This is a genomic window from Hydrotalea sp. GW822-HT8A01, from assembly GCF_058798575.1.
In genome coordinates, this window is sequence record NZ_CM179506.1 from 1,142,276 (window position 1) to 1,162,022 (window position 19,747).

Consider the following 19,747-nt stretch of genomic DNA (forward strand, 5'->3'; position numbering starts at 1 on the left):
ATTATATGAGACATGCATTTAAATTTAAAATTAATTTCACAGGAGGGATTATCTCGCCGGGATATCTGCATAATATTTTAGAAGCTTTAGAGGTTGCCGGAATTGATAATGTTCGTTTTGGTTTGAGGCAGCAATTACTGATTGATGTATCGCACAAAGAATATGAGAAAGTAGTGGCATCATTAAATTTACATAACATTCAATATGAAAATAAAATAGATTCTTATCCCAACATCCTCAGTTCATATCCTGCTGAAGAAATATTTATCAGAGATTCATGGGTAAAGGAAGGAGTATATAAAGATATTTTTGATCTGTTTGATTACAGACCTGCAATCAAAATAAACATCGCTGATAACAACCAAACGTTTACTCCTTTTTTTACAGGTAATATTAACTGGATTGCCTCAAAAAATATTCATTTTTGGTATTTGTATATTCGATTCCCAAAAACAAATATAATTTATCAATGGAAAGATTTAATATATACCAACGAAATTCCACGTTTATCTAAATTTATTGAAAAAATTATTTTTGAAAATCCTGAACTATATTATGATAACAACCTTGCTTATGGCGACATTATTTACGAACAAGTTCATTCAAGCATCAGTATTATATCAAAACCAGTGGAAGAAAACCTGTTTCTGCCAGAATTTAAACTTCCTTATTATGAAGGATTTAATAATTATGGTACTAAATCCTGGTTAGGACTATATCAGCGCAACGAATTATTTAAAGTTTCGTTCCTAAAAGATATTTGTAAACTATGCCTGGAAACCAAGATAGGACAGTTATATACAACACCATGGAAATCTTTGATTATAAAAAATATTGATGAAAAGCATAGACATTTGTGGAGTTTTATTTTGAACAGGCATCGAATTAATGTTCGACATGCCTCCAATGAATTGAACTGGCAGGTAGAAGATACCAACGAAGAAGGTCTTAGTATCAAACAGCATATCATTAGGCAATTAGATAAAGATGATGTTCGTACCTATGGATTATGCATTGCAGTAAAAACTCAACCAAAGTCAGGTGTGTTTGGCTCTATAATTATTAAAAAACAATATAATGTAATAAGAGATACATTAAAACCTTCAAGCAAGTTTGATATTTTATATAGTTCAGGTTTCAATCCAAACTCAAATGAATTGATTGTATTCAGAAACAATGTAAGTAAAGAACATTTGGCCACTTATCTTATTTCATTATGTAAATATTATTATGAAAATTTCTGTAAAAATGATTTATTAAAAGAAACCGCTATAAAAGAAGAATATTTTGAATCAAATTTATCAATACCAACTATGGTTTACCAGTGCCGGAAATGTTTAACAGTGTACGATGAAGAAATTGGAGAACCAGAAAATAAAATAGCTCCAGGCACTTTATTTAACCAATTAGACAGTGCTTATAAATGTACGGTATGTGATGCAACAAAAGAAAATTTTGTATTAGTGAGTAAGGCTTCATTGGGATTACAAGCCATTTAAATCTGCATGAGCATTCATATTTCGAAAACATATTTTTTTATCAGCAGATACAGGTATTTTATAAACACTTAAATGTTCTAGTATAAATTTCATACTATGTTTTAATAGTTGCCCGGTGTAATACATTTGCATTACGAACTCCAATGCCTTTGCAGTATAAATTCCGCATAAGGGTTCAGCTTCACCCTCAATTGTATAGATATATGCATCAAATGTATTTGTACTGTTTTGTTGATATTGACAATATAGATTTTTGATTAATGAAAGCTCCATAAAAGGCATATCGCAGGCAAATACAAAAAAATCATCTGAAGGTCTTTGCAAATGAACGCTTAACAGTCCTAAAAGCGGGCCTTTGACTAATAAAGAATTATTGTCGGTAATAAGCCTTTCAGATGAAAAATATATTTTATATTTTTCTTGCTGCGATTTGTTCACTGAAATAAGTACAGGAATACCAAGTAGCGATAACTTTTCAGAAGCGGCCTGAACCCATGTACGATCATCTATTGAAATCATTCCTTTATCATTCCCCATACGAGTGCTTTGTCCACCACATAAAATAACGCCATTCATTAGTCTAAATTTTGTTATTTATAAATATTAATTATTAATTCATATCTATATGTCCTAAATTTTTTTCCGGATTCACAATATTCCTGATAATTCTTTTAATAATTTTTATTTCAGGAAATCCTCCATATTCTTTTCTGTTAAATACTATATCATCATTAATATAAATGTAATAAGCACCTGGCTGCTCACTGGGTTGCAACGAAACAGCTTTTATATCGTCTGAAAAACTGATTAATATTTCTTGTGCCATATAAGCAGCCCGTAGCAACCAGCCACACTTAGGGCAATATTCAATTGTGATAACTGGCTTCATGTTCTATTTTACTTTTTTATTTTGTTTTATCAAAGTTTCTGTTAACTTATTCAATTGTGCAACTTTTTCAGAAAAATCACCGGTTAAATATTTTCTAATCTGTTGCAGATTATTCAATGTTGTTTCAATATCATCAGGAAGGCTATTGTGTAATATTTCTTTAATTCGCTTTGCCATTGTTGGTGAAACACCGTTTGTAGAGATAGCTATTTTAAGGTTTTGTTTTTGCACCACTGATGAGAGATAGAAATCACAAATATCAGGGGTATCTGCTACGTTGCACAATAACCTTTTCCGCTTCGCTAAATCGCGTATACGTTTATTTTCAGATTGATTTTCGGTAGCAATAATCACAATATCCTTATCCTTCAAATCTTTAACCATAAATTTTCGATATATAAGGCTTACTAATGAGTTATTTTCAGTTAACTGTTTAATTTCATTCCTGATTTCAGGAGCAATTAATGTTACTCTTGCGTTTGGTGAATTAGACAGCACCGCTGTAATTTTTTCAAGTCCCACATTGCCACCTCCAACAATCAGTGTATGAAGTTCTTCTAATTTAAGAAATACAGGGAAAAGATGGTTCATCAAATTGTCATTAAAATGATACAAGAGAATCAGAATAAAATTAAGCTCATCTCTAAAAACCTAAGATACGAAGTAATATTTTATTATAAAAAGTTGTCTGTTATAAAAACAGTTACCAAGTCAAAAGCAAGCGGATTAATTAACGAGCAAATACGGTTAGAAAAGTTGAGCAAACAACAAAACCCGTTAGAGCCCCCTATACGGGCAGCCGTTTCTCTTTTTTAAGTTGCATAGGTTTTTTTTAGTCGTTACCAAGGTAAATTGATACACAAAATTATTGCCGGCCATAAATACCGTTTTATTGGTTTCTAAACGCTATTTTTAAACATTTTTGTTGCTACAAAAAACAGTGTACTATTTGGCCATGCTTATTCAACATAAAACATTTATAATTAGATAGCTATAAAAAAATAATTATTTTTAATTCATAATTATTTATTGGAAAAATCATTCATACTCAATACAATCAAGCCTCTATGTTGCGTACCATAGAGCAAATATTGGGTTTACCGCCCATGAATGTAATAGATGCCACGGCCTTGCCCATATTTGATTGTTTTATAATCGAGAAACATATATATCAATATGCCTATATTCCCAATAATATACCGTTAGATGAACGCAATAAACCCACGTCACAATTAACCGGTTTAGCCAAACAATACATTCGTTTATTTGAAAAAGTATTTGTAGCTGTTGATGGCGGCAATGATGCCGTAATGAATAAAATTTTATGGTTCGATGCTAAAGGTATGACACCTTATCCGGTAATAAGAGTGCAGAAAATATTTTAGTAACAGTGCCTGTTTTGATTAAGGAATTACAAATGACAATCCGCTTAAATTTTATAAAAGGTAAGTGAATTGATAATAATCAATTGTTTTTCTTATCTAACATCATTTTACAGGCACTAAGCTAAGCGTAACTTTGTGTAATCAATTTAAATTATGGCAAAATTTACTAATATACAGCAAATGATGCAAACTTTTCCTGAGCAGGAAACCTTAATGCCTGTTTTATTTATTGGGCATGGTTCACCCATGAATGGCATTGAAAATAATGTTTTTAGTAACCAATGGGCAGCCATAGCTAAAAACATTCCCATACCTAAAGCAGTTATCGTTATATCGGCGCATTGGCAAACCAGAGGCACACAAATTACGGCAATGGATTTACCGCCTACTATACACGACTTTGGCGGTTTTCCTGAAGCATTGTATCAGGTGCAATATCCAGCACCCGGTCAACCACAGTTGGCAGAAGTTACAAAACATCTTGTAAAAAGTACCGAAATTGGTTTAGACCATGAATGGGGTTTAGATCATGGTGCATGGACGGTGGTGCGGCACATGTATCCGCAGGCCAATATTCCCGTGCTACAGTTAAGTATTGATTACACTAAAGATGCCCGATATCATTTTGAATTAGCGAAAGAATTACAAGCATTACGCAAAAGAGGTGTATTAATGATAGGCAGTGGCAATATGGTACATAACCTGCGTATGGTAAACTGGCAAAAGTTGAATGAGCCTGGTTTTGCCTATGACTGGGCAACAGAAATAAATGAAACTTTTAAAACACTGATTGTACAAAACAATGCACCCGCATTAATTCGTTATGAACAATTGGGAACAGCTGCACAATTAGCCATACCTACACCCGAACATTATATTCCGCTGATGTATACCATGGGTTTGCGCAATAAAAAAGATGAAGCCATGCTATTCAATGATCTGGCTATTGGCGGCTCATTAACCATGACGTCTGTAAAATTGGGGTAATTTCCTCCCTGTATTTTAGTTGCGGTTGATTTTTTTATGATTGAATTTTTAAAAAAAAAATTTGGAAACGCATGTTAAATGTTGTATATTTATTTATTAGCGGCAAATCGGTTATTCTTCATTAAAGTTTACTTTGCTTTAAGTTTTTTACATGGAAAATTCCATTAACGTTATCATTACCGGTGCAACAGGCATGGTGGGCGAAGGGGTTTTACACGAATGTTTACAATCTGAACAAGTTGCCAAAGTGCTCATTATTAACCGGCGCACAACCGGAATAAAGCATCCTAAGTTAACTGAAATATTGCATGAAAATTTTATGGATGTAAGTCCATTAATGCCCGCAGTAAGTGGCTATGATGCTTGTTTTTTCTGTTTGGGTGTTTCATCGGTAGGAATGAAAGAAGCCGAATTCAGCCGATTGACGTATGATTTAACCATTGGTTTTGCGCGGTTACTCAGTAGCCAAAATCCCGCAATGACTTTCTGTTATGTTTCCGGTGCAGGTACAGATTCTTCAGAAAAAGGCAGACTGATGTGGGCCAGAGTAAAAGGGAAAACAGAAAACACGTTGATGCAACTACCTTTTAAAGCCGTGTTTTTGTTTCGCCCGGCTATAATTATTCCAACGCCCGGTTTAAAAAACACGTTAAAGCTGTACCATTATTTTGGTTGGCTAATACCGCTATTTAAAGTGCTGATACCCAATAGTATTTGTTCATTAAAAGAAATGGGGGAGGCAATGATTCAGGTGGCTTTAACCGGAAATGAAAAAAAGATATTGGAAGTGAAGGATATAAAACAGTTGCAAGTAGCCTTCAATAAATGTTGTTATTAATTCAATTCATATGAAAACTTTAGTATTTTCTATTTTGATATTTCTTACAATAAATGTTCATTCTCAAAAAAAAGAATTCATTCGCGTTTATATCTTAGAGGGAAAGAAAATAATGCGTGGTAGAGATTATCAAATTACTGACTCGACAATTGAGTTTAAAAAAAAGAATAAAATAATCCATTACGCTCAAATCGGTTTCATTAAAACAAAGCATTCTTTTGGACATAATATTGGGGTTGGTAGTCTCTTAGGGCTTGCATCTTTGGGTTTATTTACCCTGACCCTTCCCTATGATAAAAAAATTAACCTTTTTGATAAAGGTACAACGGTAGGTTTAGTTTCAACTTTAATCGGTGCGCCTTCCGGTGCTCTTATTGGTACAATTTCTAATGTTTTTAAGAAGCCAAAAAAAATTGAGATTGATAGAGATTTTGAAAAATGGGAAAAATTCAAAACTTTATTTCAAAAAATATCAAAATCAGATTAACTAAGGCTACCTGCAACAAAAATATTTGCAAAAGCAGGGATGGACAATGTAATCCCGAAGCTTCGAGATGGAAGCTTCAGCAACAGTTCGGGCCCGACGTTCAATTTTCTGCTTTAGTTGATAATTTCAACTTCAAATTTTGCATAATAGTGTCTTCAATCACTTTTGGAAAATGGGCATATTCTAAAACATGCACTTTTTGCGCAATTTGTTCGGGCGTATCAGTTGGCACAACCGCACAGGTAGCTTGAAAAATAGGAGGACCATCATCATAATTTTCATTCACAAAATGAATTGTGATACCTGTTACCGATTCGCCAGCATTGGCAATAGCCTGGTGTACTTTAATGCCATACATGCCTTTACCGCCATATTTGGGTAATAAGGCAGGGTGAATGTTGATGATATGATGGGGGAAAGCTTCAATTAGAGTAGGGGGCACTTTCCATAAAAAACCGGCCAAAATAATCCAGTTTATACCGTAGATCTGCATTTCAGGAACATAGCCGTCTGTTTTTTGGAATTTTTCTTTTTCAATGATTAAAACAGGAATTTGGTGTTGGTGGGCAATTTGAATAACACCGGCATTGGAATTATTGGTAACAATTAATTGTATGGTAATAAAAGGATGCTGCTGAAAATAGTGTATTAAATTAACCGTATTAGAACCAGTACCGGAAGCAAAAATAGCCAGGCGTTGTTGAGGGTAAGATGGGTTCATTCGGAGTATTTATATTTAAAACGTATCGGTTATGTGTAAAACAAATAGTATGAAATTGGGTACCGGATGGCAAAAATCTGATTAATTTTTCAAATGCAGCCTACCATATTTGGTAAACAAATTTGTTGATTAAAGCTTGTATTAAAAAGAAATAAAAATGGAACAATTCTTTGAAACCCGCGCCATTACTGACTAAAATTTTTTTTTAAACATTGAGTTTTTGTCAGCCCCGTGTCATATTTTTGCACTCGTTCAAGGATATTTTTCCACATTAGACCAACCAGATTGTGAATATGATACCTCATCGCATGATAATCCGAACTGTTGTCGCAGGAATTTTTGTTGTTTTTTCGTTTGCATTCGTCGGTAATTTAAAAGCCCAGGATGGCAAATCATTATTCAGTCAAAATTGTGCATCCTGCCATGCCATTGATAAAAAGTTAGTAGGCCCTGCATTGATGGGTGTAGAAGACAGGTGGCCCAACAAGAAAAATCTATATTCTTGGATTCGGAATAATCAGGCATTCTTAAAAACAGGCGATCCTTATGCCAATAAGTTGTATAATGAATACAACAAAACAGCTATGAACCTGTTTCCGCAATTAACCGATGCTGAAATTGGTGCTATCTTAAAATATATATCCGATTATAAACCGGCTACTCCACAAGCCGCTGGTGGCACTGCCACACAGCCTGCTGCCGATAGCGATAATACCTTATTATTTGGTATTTTAACCCTGATATTGGCTGTTATTGCCTTTACCTTAATGCAGGTAAACAGCAACCTCAAAAAATTAACCGACAATAAAGAAGGTATTGAATCGCCAGAGCCAGTGCCTTTCTGGAAAAACAGAACTTATATTGCTTTTGTAACTATCCTGCTCTTTTTGGTAGGTGGATATTTAACTACCAAAGGGGCTATTGGGTTAGGCCGTAACATTAATTATGAACCCAAGCAACCTATTTTCTATTCACACAAAGTGCATGCAGGCATTAACCAAATTAACTGTTTGTATTGCCATAGTGGAGCATTAGACAGTAAATATTCTAATGTGCCTTCTGTAAATGTTTGTATGAACTGCCACATGGCCATTAATGAATACAAAGGCGAAAAATTATATACTGCCGATGGCGATGAAGTAAACGGTACGGAAGAAATTAAAAAATTATACGAATACGCCAACTTTACACCCGGCCAGCCTTGGGATGCCAGCAAAGCAAAACCCATTGAATGGACCAAAATACACATGTTGCCTGCACACGTTTATTTCAATCACTCACAACATACCCGTGTAGGTAAAGTACAATGTCAAATTTGTCATGGTGAAATCAATAAAATGGATGAAGTAAAACAGGTTTCTGAATTGAGCATGGGCTGGTGTATTAACTGTCACCGCACCACACAGGTTCAGTTTAAAGACAATGGATTTTACAGCATTTATGAAAAATACCATCAGGATTTAAAAGATGGTAAATTAGATAGTACCAAGGGCGTAACTGTAGAAATGATTGGTGGTACCGAATGTCAAAAATGTCACTATTAAAATAAAGTTTCAAAAGTATTGTTGGCTGTATTGATACGAAAGTTTGATATAGTTAAACCGCATCAACGAAAAAATGTAGAGTGCCTGTTTTAGGCAATTTTACACCTAACAAAACAAATTATGGAGCAAAAAAAACACTGGCAAAGTTTTGGAGAGTTGAATAATTCTGAAGGTTATCAGCAATCAGCAAAAGACGAGTTCCGGGAAGATTTACCCGTGTGGGAAGATGATAAAGGTTTGTTTGATGCTACCACTCCCCGTAGAGATTTCTTAAAATATTTGGGTTTTAGTACGGCCGCTGCCATGGTAGCTGCCAGTTGTGAGGTGCCCGTTAAAAAAATTATTCCTTTTGCCAATAAACCGGAAGATGTAATACCCGGAGTAGCCAACTATTATGCTACTACCTATTTACAGGATGGGGAAGCGGTAAGTGTGGTGGCAAAAGTTAGAGATGGTCGTCCTATTAAGTTGGAGGGGAATGAATTAAGCCCCATTACCAAAGGCGGAACTTCTGCCAGGGTACAATCATCTGTACTGGATTTGTATGATACTGCCCGTTTACGTTTCCCAACCATTGATGGTAAAGAAACAACTTTCGAAAATATAGATGGTGCTATTGCCAATGCAATGGGTTCGTTGGGTGGTGCACCCGTGGTTATTTTAACCAGTTCGGTGGTGTCTCCTTCTTCAAAAGAAGTGATTAACCAATTCATTGCCAGGCATCCGGGTTCTCGTCAGGTAACTTACGATGCTATTTCATATAGTGGTATGTTACTGGCCAATGAAGCTACTTATGGCAAAAAAGCCATTCCTTCTTATCGTTTCGATAATGCCAAAGTAATTGTAAGTCTGGGTGCAGATTTTTTGGGTACCTGGTTAAGCTCCATTGAATTTGCAAAACAATACTCAAAAAATAAAAAAATCAATGAAAAGGCACCGGCCATGAGCAAACATTTTCATTTTGAAAGTGTGGCTAGTTTAACCGGTTCTAATGCCGATGAGCGTTACCTGCATCGTCCATCTGAAACAGGTGCCGTTGCGGTAGCTTTACTCAATGCCATCAATGGTCAGGCAGTAAATTTGAGTGACACTGCTTTAAAAGAAGGAATTAAAAACGCAGCAGCAGCGCTGATAGCCAATAAAGGCAATGCCCTTGTGGTAAGCGGCAGTAACGATGTAAACGTACAAATAGTAGTAAACGCCATTAATGAGGCATTACAATCGGGAGGTAAAACCATCGATTGGTCCAGTACCTATAATACCTATCAGGGTGTTGATACCGATTTTGCCCGTTTGGTAGAAGATATGAATGCCGGAAGTGTAGGTGCGTTATTGATTATTGGCCCCAACCCTGCGTATACCTGGTTCGATAGCAGCCGCTTTGTGGCCGGTATGAAGAAAGTAAAATTTGCCGTTTCATTCAGTCCTAAAAATGATGAAACTACTCAATTGTGTAAATATGTAATTCCCAATCACCACTTCTTGGAAAGTTGGGGCGATGCGGAACCCAAAACAGGTTATTATTCTTTATTACAACCTACTATTTATCCATTATTCAAAACCCGCCAATGGCAGGATAGCCTGTTAAAATGGAGTGGCGCAACTACCGATTATTTAGGCTTTTTGAAAACTTACTGGAGTGCTAAAGCCGGTGGTGAAAATGGGTGGAATAAGGCCTTGCAGGATGGTGTACTGAATCCGGTTACAGAACCCGTTATGTTGGGTGCCGCATTTAACAGTGGTGCCGTAAGTGGTGCATTGGCAGCCATTGCTGCGAACAAAAAAGGTGGAAAAGTAGAAGTAGTATTGTACCAAAAAGTGAGCATAGGTGCCGGACAAACCGCCTCTAACCCCTGGTTACAGGAAATGCCCGATCCAATTACCCGTGCTACCTGGGATAATTATGTAATGATGTCTCCGGCCATGGCCAGAACATTGTTAAATATTGATTTGAATATTGCCCGTGAAGCCGATAATTATGAAGTAACCCCTGAAAAACCGGTGGTAAAAGTAACGGCTAACGGAAAAAGCGTAACATTACCCGTTTTAATTATACCGGGAGTGCATCCTGATACCATTGGTATTGCTGTAGGTTACGGCCGTACCAAAGAAATTGGTAAAGCTGCTGAAGGAATCGGACAAAATGTATTTCCATTTACCAACATGAGCGGCACTACTTTAAGTTATGCTGTGATAGATGCTACGGTTGAAAAAACCGGTAATACTTATCCAGTAGCTTTAATGCAAACGCACAATGTGTACGATACCCCACAGGGAAAACGTACCGAAGTGATGAAAGAATTAACTTTAAGTGCATTTAAAAAAGATCCGGAAGAAATTATTAATGACCGCGAAAAAGAATTAGCTCCATTTGGCGGATTAAAAGATTACGAAAAAGAAGGAACCATTTATCCTTATTTCGATAAGCCTGGTATTCACTGGGGCATGAGTGTGGATTTAAATTCTTGTACCGGTTGTGGCGCCTGTGTAATTGCCTGCCATGCAGAAAACAATGTACCGGTGGTAGGCAAGCCGGAGGTATTGCGTTTTCATGATATGCACTGGTTAAGAATTGACCGTTATTACAGTGGCAATCCCGATAATCCGAAAGTGGTATTCCAACCTTTAATGTGCCAACAGTGCGATAATGCGCCTTGCGAAAATGTGTGCCCGGTAGGTGCTACCAACCATAGCAGTGAAGGATTGAACCAAATGGCTTATAACAGATGTATTGGAACCAGGTATTGCGCCAATAACTGTCCTTATAAAGTGCGCCGTTTTAACTGGGCCGATTACACCGGTTCAGACAGTTTCCCCGACAATCAGAAGGGCATTGTGAATGATGTGGTATTGATGATGAATGACGGTTTGTCTCGTATGGTATTGAATCCGGATGTAACCGTTCGTGCCCGTGGTGTAATGGAAAAATGTACTTTCTGCGTACAAAGGTTGCAGGAAGGAAAATTAAAAGCCAAGAAAGAAAGCAGGCCTTTAATTACCGGGGAAGACAATAAATGGGATGTAAAAACTGCTTGTCAACAGGCTTGCCCTACTGATGCTATTGTATTTGGTAATATAAACGATTCACACAGTGCCATTACCATTACCCGTCAGGAGAATAAGTTACGACTCTTCAAATCATTAGAGCAATTGCACGTATTACCGAACGTAAATTATTTGGCGAAAGTGCGCAATGTTGAAGAAGAGGCCACTGAAAAAGCAGAAGGATAAGATGGATTGTTTCAGCAAATTGAAATAAAGTATACTTTGAAAATGTAAACACAGTTCTCAGAAATTAATTTCCGGAACACTAAACAGTAAGAAGAAATGCATTTAAAGTACGAATCACAATTAAGAGAGCCGTTGGTATATGGCAGGAAAACCTACCATGATGTTACGGAAGAAATTATTCGCCCCATTGAGGCAAAGCCGGGTAAGCTTTGGTATGTTGGATTTTATACTGCCGTGGCATTACTGCTGTTTGGGGTATATAGCGTATACCGGGATGTTACATATGGTATTGGCCAATGGAACCTGAATAAAACCGTAGGTTGGGGTTGGGATATTACCAACTTCGTATGGTGGGTAGGTATTGGTCATGCCGGTACATTGATTTCTGCCATCCTATTACTGTTTCGTCAGGGCTGGCGTACGGGTGTAAACCGTGCTGCGGAAGCAATGACCATCTTTGCGGTAATGTGTGCCGGACAGTTCCCCATCTTCCACATGGGTCGTGTATGGTTGGCGTTCTTCATTATGCCTTATCCCAATACAAGAGGTCCGGTTTGGGTAAACTTCAACTCTCCTTTGTTGTGGGACGTATTTGCGATTTCTACTTATTTCACCGTATCTGTTTTATTCTGGTACAGTGGTTTAATACCTGATATGGCAACCGTACGCGACAGGGCTAAAACAAAATTGCGTAAATATTTATATGGCGTTGCTGCCTTTGGCTGGACAGGTTCTACCAAACACTGGCAAAGAATCGAATCTTTATCATTGGTATTGGCCGGCTTGGCTACACCGCTGGTACTTTCAGTACACACCATTGTATCTATGGACTTTGCCACCTCTGTTATTCCAGGCTGGCATACCACCATCTTCCCGCCCTATTTTGTGGCCGGTGCTGTATTCTCGGGTTTTGCCATGACACAATCGCTGCTGCTGGTGGTAAGAAAAGTATATCATTTAGAAGATTATATTACCATTGGCCACATTGAGGCCATGAATAAAATTATTGTATTAACCGGCTCTATTGTAGGGGTGGCCTATTTAACAGAATTGTTCATGGGCTGGTACAGCCAAAGTAAATATGAAGGTTATACCTTCTGGTATAGCAGGGCTAATTTGTTTAGTCCTTATGGTTGGAGTTACTGGGGTATGATGACCTGTAACGTTATGGTGCCACAAATATTTTGGTTGCGTAAAGCAAGAAGAAACCTCTTTATCACCTTCTTCATTTCTGTTCTGGTGAACGTGGGTATGTGGTTTGAGCGTTTTGTAATTATTGTTACTTCTATTTATAGAGACTATTTGCCTTCTTCCTGGTCTGTTTATTACAGCCCAACTATTTGGGAAATTGGTTTCTATCTGGGAACATTTGGCTTGTTCTTTACCTGCTTCTTCTTATTTAGCAAGTATGCACCGGTTATTGCGGTACATGAAATTAAATATGTATTGAAGACCAGCGGAGAAAGCTACAAAAACACAATGGGTGCTATTGAAAAAGAACCGGTGGAAGAATTTGCACATGAATATGCGCATTAATTCCGGAATTAGCAGATAGCAATTGTGTGAATACAATTATTGAAGACCTAAATTAAACACATGGCAAAAAAGAAATTTGTTGTAGGCTGTTTTGATAATGAGGAAGTGTTATTCCCTGCTGTAAAAAAAGTACGTACAGCCGGTTATAAAATCAGAGATGTGTACACCCCTTTTCCGGTACATGGCTTAGACCATGCCTTGGGTTTAAGAGAAACCAGTTTGCATACTGCCGGTTTTATTTACGGAATTACCGGAACTGCCACAGCTTTGGGTGGTATTAGTTGGATATTAACATACGACTGGCCATTGAATATTGGCGGAAAGCCCCATTTTGCGTTACCGGCATGGATACCCATTACTTTTGAGTTAACGGTATTATTTGCTGCAGTAGGCATGGTATATACTTTCTGTTATTTATGCCAGTTGGCTCCATTTGTAAAAAAGCACCATTTCCATCCCCGGGCAACCGACGACTTATTTGTGATGGTAATTGAGTGCACAGATAAAACCAATATAGATGATTTAAGAGGATTCTTAACTAATAATGGCGCTGTTGAAACAGATGTACAGGTGGCTGAAGAAGGCTGGTGGTGGGGTCGTTATGATAAAGACGACGAAAAAACATTAGAAAAAGAAATTATTGCTGCTTAACTTAATTTGAATTGATTTACAATGAAAAAACTATCTATTTTAATCGTTTTATTCTCTGCAACCGCTGTTTTATTCAGTTGCAGTGATATTAAGCGCAAACCCAGCCGCATTTATATGCCCGATATGTTTTACAGCCGGGCTTATCAAACATATACTGATCATAGTAATTTAACCAAAGAAGGGGTTTTTTACAATGAAAAGCCCGTAGTTGGAACCATTGCCCGCGGCGAAGATATGCCTTTCCCTTTGGCCAAAGATGTGCCGGGCGATACCACCAACTATGCTGCTTCCAAACTGATTAAAAGCCCCATTGATTCTTTAACACCGGCACAGTATGTAGAAACAGAAAGACTTTTCTTGGTGAATTGCGCCATTTGTCACGGACCAAAATTAGATGGAAATGGCCCACTCTATAAAGGTGGTGAAGGCCCATATCCTGCTAAGCCGGCTCAATTGGTAGGCGATGCTAAATATGAAGCTATGCCAGAAGGGCAAATGTTTTATTCCGTTGAATATGGTAAGAACTTAATGGGTAGCTATGCTTCTCAGTTAAGCAGGCAACAACGTTGGCAAATTATTCGTTACATTAAAATGAAGCAGGCCGAAGGCAAAGCAAATACTGCTACGGCAAGTAAATAATTAAATTGGTACTGCATCCATCAAAATAATAAATGTGTTTTACAATGGCAGAACAAACTTTAGATTTTAAAGAGCAATTCGAGGTTCCTTCAAAAATGAAAACATGGTCCTATGCCTTAATAGGAATAGGCCTGCTGGCTTTTATTATCGGATTGTTTACAAAAGGCACCGGAACCAATGAAGAAAAAGCCATATTCATGGGTACCATTATGTACAATACCATTTTCTGGACCATGGTATGTAATGCCGCTATGTTTTTTATTTGTGCTACTACTTTGGCCATGGGCGGTTGGCAAATGACTTTTAGAAGAGTGGCTGAAGCTATTTCAACCCTTGTACCTGTATTTGGTATTATTACTTTAGTGGTATTGTTTTATATTGTATTTACCGGCAACCACGAAATTTATCATTGGTTAGATGCCAAACAAGTAGCTGCTGATGAAATATTAAAAGGGAAATCAGGTTTTTTAAATGTAAAATTCTTCGTAATCTGGTCTATACTCACTGTTGGTTTATGGAGCTTATTGGGTTGGAGAATGCGTAAAATTAGCAGCGAGGCTGATATTGAACCCATGGATTATAATACCGGCAACACTTATGTTTGGAAAAATACGGTAACTGCCGGATTATTTATTGTATGGTTTGCATTAACGGTAGGTTCTACTTTACCCTGGTTGTGGTTAATGAGTATTGATGCACATTGGTACAGTACCATGTATAGCTGGTACGTTTTTGCAAGCACTTTTGTATCGGGTGTAGCATTAATTACATTGTGGGTAATCTATTTAAAAAACAAGGGCTATTTGGAATATACCAATCAGGAGCACTTGCACGATTTGGGTAAATTTATTTTTGCATTTTCTATTTTTTGGACTTATTTATGGTTCTCACAATACATGCTGATTTGGTACTCTAACCAACCGGAAGAAACCGTTTACTTTAAGGGAAGAGTACAAGGTCCCTATAAAGGCATCTTTTTCTTAAACATTATTATCAATTTCATTTGTCCGCTCTTAATTTTGATGAAGCGTTCTGCAAAAAGAAACTATACTTTAATGACTTTTATGGCGGTATTGATTCTTTTTGGACACTGGATAGATTTTTACCAAATTGTAATGCCCGGCATTAGCAAAGACCATGTTTCTTTAGGCTGGTTCGATTTTGGTATCCTGGCTTTGTTTATTGGCTTAATGATTCATTTTGTTGGGAAAGCACTGGCTTCAAAACCATTGATTGCAAAATACAATCCCTTCCTGAAAGAAAGTATTGTACATCATACGTAGAAAGACATTAATAATATTGAAACTGAATTGAAATTTTAATTGTAGTGTTATGACAATCTTTTTAACGATAGCAGTAATTGTGTTGGTGTTCCTGGTAATTTTTCAAATTGCCAAAGCCAGTGAGTATGTGGGCATTTTAAAAGGCGAAAAAGAAACACGCCAACAAGCCAATAAAATCAATGGTTTTTTGATGGTGGGTTTTTTAGTATTGGGGTTAATAGGTTTATACTGGTGTAATGAATTGTTGTTCAAAAAAACATTATTAGAGCATCCCTCTGCCAGTGTGCAGGGCGAAAAAGTAGACTCCATTTTATGGATTACTTTAATTATAACAGGTGTGGTTTTCTTAATTACTCAAATTTTATTATTCTGGTTCTCATTCCGTTACCAGGAAAAAGAAAACAATAAACCTTTCTTTTTTCCGCATAATAATAAATTGGAGTTGTTATGGACAGTGGTACCTGCCATTGTTTTAACCGTATTGGTAATTATAGGCTTAAGAGATTGGTTTTATTTTACAGGTGATGCCCCTAAAAATGCAATGGTAGTTGAAATTACCGGCAAACAATTTGGCTGGATTTTTCGCTATCCGGGCGAAGATGGCATTTTAGGTAAAAAATATTACAAAGAAATAGATCCTGCTACCAATTCATTAGGGTTAGTTTGGAAAAATGACAGCACCTTGCATTTGAAAGATGACCCGGCTACCCATGATGATGTTGTGATGGAACAAACGTTATATCTGGTGAAAGGTAAACCGGTTAAGTTTATTATTGGCTCAAGAGATGTGATTCATGATGTAGGATTACCTCAGTTCCGTTTAAAAATGGATGCAGTTCCCGGTATACCCACTACCATGTGGTTAACACCTAAATATACTACGGAAGAAATGCGTAAAATAACTGATAATCCTAATTTTGATTACGAAATTGCCTGTGATCAGTTGTGTGGTAACGGCCATTATTCCATGAAAGGAATTATTAAAGTGGTAAGTCAGGAAGATTTTGATGTTTGGATGGCGAAACAAAAACCGTATTATTACCTTGCTTTCCCAGACAAAGATCCGGATAATAAAAAAACCGACAGCACTGCTAAGCCTACCATGGCTGCCGGGCAACTAATGATTAAAGCAGTGGCTAAAAATTAATGTTTATAGAACCGAATTGTTTGAATTGTTGTTAAAGAAGAACTTTTAAAACTGTAAAGTTATGAGTAACGAAATTGCACTGGGAGCCGGCGCCGGACTTAGCACCGAATTAGCATCCGAGCATCATGAACATCATGAACACCATCAGTCGTTTATTACAAAGTACATTTTTAGTACCGACCATAAAATGATTTCTAAACAGTTCCTGATTACAGGTATTATTTGGGCATTCCTGGGTGGATTAATGAGCGTATTATTCCGATTGCAATTGGGTTATCCTGATTCACATTTTTACTGGTTGCAGGATGTTTTGGGAAAATTTTGGGTAGAAGATGGTCGTATTACCCCACAGGCTTACTATGCTTTGGTTACCATACATGGAACCGTGATGGTTTTCTTTGTATTAACTGCCGGTCTTAGCGGTACTTTTGCCAACTTTTTAATACCACTGCAAATTGGTGCCCGGGATATGGCTTCGCCCTTTATGAATATGTTGTCTTATTGGTTCTTTTTTAGTGCAGGGTTGGTGATGTTATCTTCATTGTTTGTTGAAACGGGGCCGTTTAGTGGCGGTTGGGTGGCCTATGCGCCATTGAGTGCTTTGCGCGATGCATCACCCGGTTCTAAATCTGGTATGGATCTGTGGCTAATTTCAATTATTTTATTTGTGGTATCCTCACTTCTCGGTGGGCTAAATTATATAGCTACGATCTTAAACATGAGAACCAAAGGTATGAGCATGACTAGGTTGCCCTTAACTATCTGGGCATTATTTTTTACTGCTGTTATTGGCGTGCTTTCTTTTCCCGTTTTATTTTCCGGCTTCATATTATTGATTTTCGACAGAAACTTTGGTACCAGCTTTTATTTATCCGATATATTTATTAATGGGGTAGGTGCTTTGCCCAATGAGGGGGGTACCGCCATTTTATACCAGCATTTATTCTGGTTCCTGGGCCATCCTGAAGTATATATTGTATTATTACCTGCAATGGGTATGGCTTCTGAAATTATGTCGGTAAACGCAAGGAAACCCATTTTTGGCTACATGGCAATGATTGGTTCTTTGTTTGCCATATGTATACTTTCATTTTTAGTATGGGCGCACCACATGTTCGTATCCGGATTAAATCCTTTTGTGGGCTCTGTTTTCGTACTCTTAACTTTATTGATTGCGGTACCTTCTGCTATTAAAGTATTTAACTGGTTAACTACTTTGTGGCGTGGTAATATTCGCTTTACGCCTGGTATGTTGTTTACCATAGGTTTTGTTAGTTTGTTTATTTCAGGCGGATTAACCGGTATTTGGCTTGGCGATTCTGCATTAGATATTCACTTACACGATACTTATTTTGTAATTGCACACTTTCACTTAGTAATGGGCGTGGCTTCTATGTTTGGTATGTTTGCAGGTATTTACCACTGGTTCCCTAAAATGTATGGTCGTTACATGAACAATACATTGGCATATATCCATTTCTGGATTACATTGGCCGGTGCTTATCTGATTTTCTGGCCCATGCATTATGAAGGTTTAGCCGGTATGCCTCGTCGTTATTATGATTACAGCAGCTGGGAAAGTTTCAAACAATTTGCAGAATTAAACAGGTTTATCAGCACAGTTGTAATCATCACTTTTGCTACACAACTTTTATTCATCTTTAATTTCTTCTATTCTATTTTCAAAGGAAGAAAAGTAACCACTAAAAATCCATGGGGTGCCAATACATTGGAATGGACAACTCCAATTAATCCCGGACACGGTAACTGGGAAGGAGAAATTCCGGAAGTACACCGTTGGGCTTATGATTATAATAAAGATGGAAGAGAATATATTCCGCAAACAGAGCCTGTTGGTGCGGATGAAACGCAACACTAATTTTAATAATGTAGTGAAGTAATTATCTCGGCTTCACCTAAAATATGTGCAATGCCCTGAGATGTCAGGGCATTGGTTTTTACTAAAATGAACATGACAAAAACCATTGATACTTCTACTTCGGTTTCTTTTGCACTAGTGGCTAAAGTGAAGGATTATTTTCAGTTAATGAAATTTACCCTCAGCTTTACGGTAGTGTTCTCCTGCGTTATTTGTTACCTGATGGCGCCAAAAGTAGTAGCATACAATTGGGGTATGATTGTTTTATTGTTTGTTGCCGGGCTATTAATTACAGGAAGTGCAAATGCTATTAATCAGGCTGTTGAAAAAGATACCGATGCCTTAATGAAGCGTACTTTAAAAAGACCGGTTGCCAGTGGTAGAATGCGTGCAGAAGAAGCTTATATCTTCGCTTTCATCAGTGGGGTAATTGGAGTGGCTATGATGTGGTATTTTTTTAATTTGTCATCTGCATTGTTATCTGCTTTCAGCTTGTTTTTATATGCCTTTATTTATACGCCATTAAAAAAAGTGAATTCCATTGCAGTTTTAATTGGCGGTTTTCCGGGTGCATTGCCCTGTTTAATTGGATGGGTAGCCGGCCAGGATGCTTTTACCGCCGGAGGATGGGTTTTATTTGCCATTCAGTTTTTGTGGCAGTTCCCGCATTTTTGGGCCATTGCCTGGGTAGCACATAACGATTATTCAAAAGCCGGGTTTAAACTGTTGCCCAATGAAAAAGGACCTACAAAATATACAGCGCTTCAAACTATCATGTACAGTGTGCTCATGATTCCGGTGGGTTTATTGCCGGCATATTTAAATATGTCGGGCCAGGTGAGTATGTGGATTTTATTAGCCTGCAACCTGTTCATGGTGTTTCAGTCGGTTCGGTTGTACAGAGAAATGACTGTAAAAGCAGCGCGTAGAGTAATGTTTAGTAGTTATATTTATTTACCGATTGTATTATTTGCATTATTAGCCGATAAAATACCCGGCGCATAAAATTTTTTATTGTATACCTAAATTGA

18 protein-coding genes are annotated in these 19,747 nt (G+C 37.3%); 14 read left to right on the plus strand and 4 right to left on the minus strand.

The window, feature by feature from the left end; all coding sequences use genetic code 11:
* Positions 1–5: 5 nt before the first annotated feature.
* Positions 6–1,499: a rubredoxin gene (locus AC3QLY_RS05020; protein WP_074418967.1), complete on the plus strand. Its 1,494-nt coding sequence runs from the start codon at positions 6–8 to the stop codon at positions 1,497–1,499.
* Here AC3QLY_RS05020 and AC3QLY_RS05025 read toward each other — a convergent pair.
* From AC3QLY_RS05025 to AC3QLY_RS05035, 3 genes are read right to left on the minus strand one after another with little or no spacing between them, the layout of a single operon-like run.
* Positions 1,485–2,075, minus strand: a complete 591-nt coding sequence (locus AC3QLY_RS05025; protein ID WP_492990815.1) for a molybdenum cofactor guanylyltransferase — start codon at positions 2,073–2,075, stop codon at positions 1,485–1,487. The two genes, AC3QLY_RS05020 and AC3QLY_RS05025, sit on opposite strands and share 15 nt — an antisense overlap.
* A 34-nt stretch (positions 2,076–2,109) precedes the next feature.
* Positions 2,110–2,388, minus strand: coding sequence for a SelT/SelW/SelH family protein (locus AC3QLY_RS05030; protein WP_074417854.1), 279 nt, complete (start codon positions 2,386–2,388; stop codon positions 2,110–2,112).
* 3 nt (positions 2,389–2,391) lie between these two features.
* Entirely contained in the window at positions 2,392–2,979 is a 588-nt protein-coding gene (locus AC3QLY_RS05035) for a precorrin-2 dehydrogenase/sirohydrochlorin ferrochelatase family protein (protein ID WP_492990818.1), read from the minus strand.
* Positions 2,980–3,455: 476 nt separating this feature from the next.
* On the opposite strand from AC3QLY_RS05035, the gene AC3QLY_RS05040 reads away from it, so the two are divergent.
* The 4 genes from AC3QLY_RS05040 (at position 3,456) to AC3QLY_RS05055 (ending at position 6,085) form a co-directional block, all read left to right on the plus strand.
* The gene (locus AC3QLY_RS05040; protein WP_074418962.1) at positions 3,456–3,773 is read left to right on the plus strand and encodes a hypothetical protein; all 318 of its coding nucleotides are present in this window, start codon (positions 3,456–3,458) and stop codon (positions 3,771–3,773) included.
* 153 nt (positions 3,774–3,926) lie between these two features.
* Entirely contained in the window at positions 3,927–4,760 is an 834-nt protein-coding gene (gene ygiD, locus AC3QLY_RS05045; RefSeq protein WP_074418961.1) for a 4,5-DOPA-extradiol-dioxygenase, read from the plus strand.
* A 151-nt stretch (positions 4,761–4,911) separates the two neighbouring features.
* The gene (locus tag AC3QLY_RS05050) at positions 4,912–5,598 is read left to right on the plus strand and encodes an NAD-dependent epimerase/dehydratase family protein (protein WP_074418960.1); all 687 of its coding nucleotides are present in this window, start codon (positions 4,912–4,914) and stop codon (positions 5,596–5,598) included.
* Between the two features lie 10 nt (positions 5,599–5,608).
* On the plus strand, positions 5,609–6,085 hold the full coding sequence (locus AC3QLY_RS05055; protein WP_074418959.1) for a hypothetical protein: 477 nt from the start codon (positions 5,609–5,611) through the stop codon (positions 6,083–6,085).
* A 100-nt stretch (positions 6,086–6,185) separates the two neighbouring features.
* Here AC3QLY_RS05055 and purN read toward each other — a convergent pair whose 3' ends face one another.
* Complete coding sequence (gene purN, locus AC3QLY_RS05060; RefSeq protein ID WP_074418958.1) at positions 6,186–6,806, minus strand: phosphoribosylglycinamide formyltransferase; 621 nt, start codon at positions 6,804–6,806, stop codon at positions 6,186–6,188.
* A gap of 308 nt (positions 6,807–7,114) precedes the next feature.
* Between purN and AC3QLY_RS05065 the strand changes: the two genes are divergently transcribed.
* From AC3QLY_RS05065 to cyoE, 9 genes are all read left to right on the plus strand, one after another.
* Complete coding sequence (locus AC3QLY_RS05065) at positions 7,115–8,350, plus strand: c-type cytochrome (protein ID WP_228733143.1); 1,236 nt, start codon at positions 7,115–7,117, stop codon at positions 8,348–8,350.
* Between the two features lie 120 nt (positions 8,351–8,470).
* Positions 8,471–11,581, plus strand: coding sequence for a TAT-variant-translocated molybdopterin oxidoreductase (locus AC3QLY_RS05070; protein ID WP_081298613.1), 3,111 nt, complete (start codon positions 8,471–8,473; stop codon positions 11,579–11,581).
* A gap of 96 nt (positions 11,582–11,677) precedes the next feature.
* Positions 11,678–13,117, plus strand: coding sequence for an NrfD/PsrC family molybdoenzyme membrane anchor subunit (gene nrfD, locus AC3QLY_RS05075; protein WP_074418955.1), 1,440 nt, complete (start codon positions 11,678–11,680; stop codon positions 13,115–13,117).
* Between the two features lie 60 nt (positions 13,118–13,177).
* Complete coding sequence (locus AC3QLY_RS05080; RefSeq protein ID WP_074418954.1) at positions 13,178–13,768, plus strand: DUF3341 domain-containing protein; 591 nt, start codon at positions 13,178–13,180, stop codon at positions 13,766–13,768.
* A gap of 21 nt (positions 13,769–13,789) precedes the next feature.
* Positions 13,790–14,407 carry a c-type cytochrome gene (locus tag AC3QLY_RS05085; protein ID WP_074418953.1) on the plus strand — a complete coding sequence of 206 codons (618 nt, stop codon included), beginning with the start codon at positions 13,790–13,792 and terminating at the stop codon, positions 14,405–14,407.
* 44 nt (positions 14,408–14,451) lie between these two features.
* Complete coding sequence (locus tag AC3QLY_RS05090) at positions 14,452–15,690, plus strand: quinol:cytochrome C oxidoreductase (RefSeq protein WP_081298612.1); 1,239 nt, start codon at positions 14,452–14,454, stop codon at positions 15,688–15,690.
* 49 nt (positions 15,691–15,739) lie between these two features.
* Positions 15,740–16,837: a cytochrome c oxidase subunit II gene (locus tag AC3QLY_RS05095; RefSeq protein WP_492990823.1), complete on the plus strand. Its 1,098-nt coding sequence runs from the start codon at positions 15,740–15,742 to the stop codon at positions 16,835–16,837.
* A gap of 61 nt (positions 16,838–16,898) precedes the next feature.
* Positions 16,899–18,716: a cytochrome c oxidase subunit I gene (locus AC3QLY_RS05100; RefSeq protein ID WP_074418951.1), complete on the plus strand. Its 1,818-nt coding sequence runs from the start codon at positions 16,899–16,901 to the stop codon at positions 18,714–18,716.
* A 93-nt stretch (positions 18,717–18,809) separates the two neighbouring features.
* Positions 18,810–19,721 (plus strand): heme o synthase, encoded by a 912-nt coding sequence (gene cyoE, locus AC3QLY_RS05105; RefSeq protein WP_074418950.1) that lies wholly within the window; start codon positions 18,810–18,812, stop codon positions 19,719–19,721.
* Positions 19,722–19,747: the final 26 nt, after the last annotated feature.

Coding starts and splice junctions, on each gene's coding strand:
- AC3QLY_RS05050 (WP_074418960.1), top strand. CDS start 4,912: ATGGAAAATTCCATTAACGTTATCATTACCGGTGCAACAGGCATGGTG.
- nrfD (WP_074418955.1), top strand. CDS start 11,678: ATGCATTTAAAGTACGAATCACAATTAAGAGAGCCGTTGGTATATGGC.
- AC3QLY_RS05095 (WP_492990823.1), top strand. CDS start 15,740: ATGACAATCTTTTTAACGATAGCAGTAATTGTGTTGGTGTTCCTGGTA.
- AC3QLY_RS05040 (WP_074418962.1), top strand. CDS start 3,456: ATGTTGCGTACCATAGAGCAAATATTGGGTTTACCGCCCATGAATGTA.
- AC3QLY_RS05065 (WP_228733143.1), top strand. CDS start 7,115: ATGATAATCCGAACTGTTGTCGCAGGAATTTTTGTTGTTTTTTCGTTT.
- AC3QLY_RS05030 (WP_074417854.1), bottom strand. CDS start 2,388: ATGAAGCCAGTTATCACAATTGAATATTGCCCTAAGTGTGGCTGGTTG.
- AC3QLY_RS05085 (WP_074418953.1), top strand. CDS start 13,790: ATGAAAAAACTATCTATTTTAATCGTTTTATTCTCTGCAACCGCTGTT.
- cyoE (WP_074418950.1), top strand. CDS start 18,810: ATGACAAAAACCATTGATACTTCTACTTCGGTTTCTTTTGCACTAGTG.
- AC3QLY_RS05055 (WP_074418959.1), top strand. CDS start 5,609: ATGAAAACTTTAGTATTTTCTATTTTGATATTTCTTACAATAAATGTT.
- AC3QLY_RS05100 (WP_074418951.1), top strand. CDS start 16,899: ATGAGTAACGAAATTGCACTGGGAGCCGGCGCCGGACTTAGCACCGAA.
- AC3QLY_RS05080 (WP_074418954.1), top strand. CDS start 13,178: ATGGCAAAAAAGAAATTTGTTGTAGGCTGTTTTGATAATGAGGAAGTG.
- ygiD (WP_074418961.1), top strand. CDS start 3,927: ATGGCAAAATTTACTAATATACAGCAAATGATGCAAACTTTTCCTGAG.
- AC3QLY_RS05090 (WP_081298612.1), top strand. CDS start 14,452: ATGGCAGAACAAACTTTAGATTTTAAAGAGCAATTCGAGGTTCCTTCA.
- AC3QLY_RS05020 (WP_074418967.1), top strand. CDS start 6: ATGAGACATGCATTTAAATTTAAAATTAATTTCACAGGAGGGATTATC.
- AC3QLY_RS05070 (WP_081298613.1), top strand. CDS start 8,471: ATGGAGCAAAAAAAACACTGGCAAAGTTTTGGAGAGTTGAATAATTCT.
- purN (WP_074418958.1), bottom strand. CDS start 6,806: ATGAACCCATCTTACCCTCAACAACGCCTGGCTATTTTTGCTTCCGGT.
- AC3QLY_RS05035 (WP_492990818.1), bottom strand. CDS start 2,979: ATGAACCATCTTTTCCCTGTATTTCTTAAATTAGAAGAACTTCATACA.
- AC3QLY_RS05025 (WP_492990815.1), bottom strand. CDS start 2,075: ATGAATGGCGTTATTTTATGTGGTGGACAAAGCACTCGTATGGGGAAT.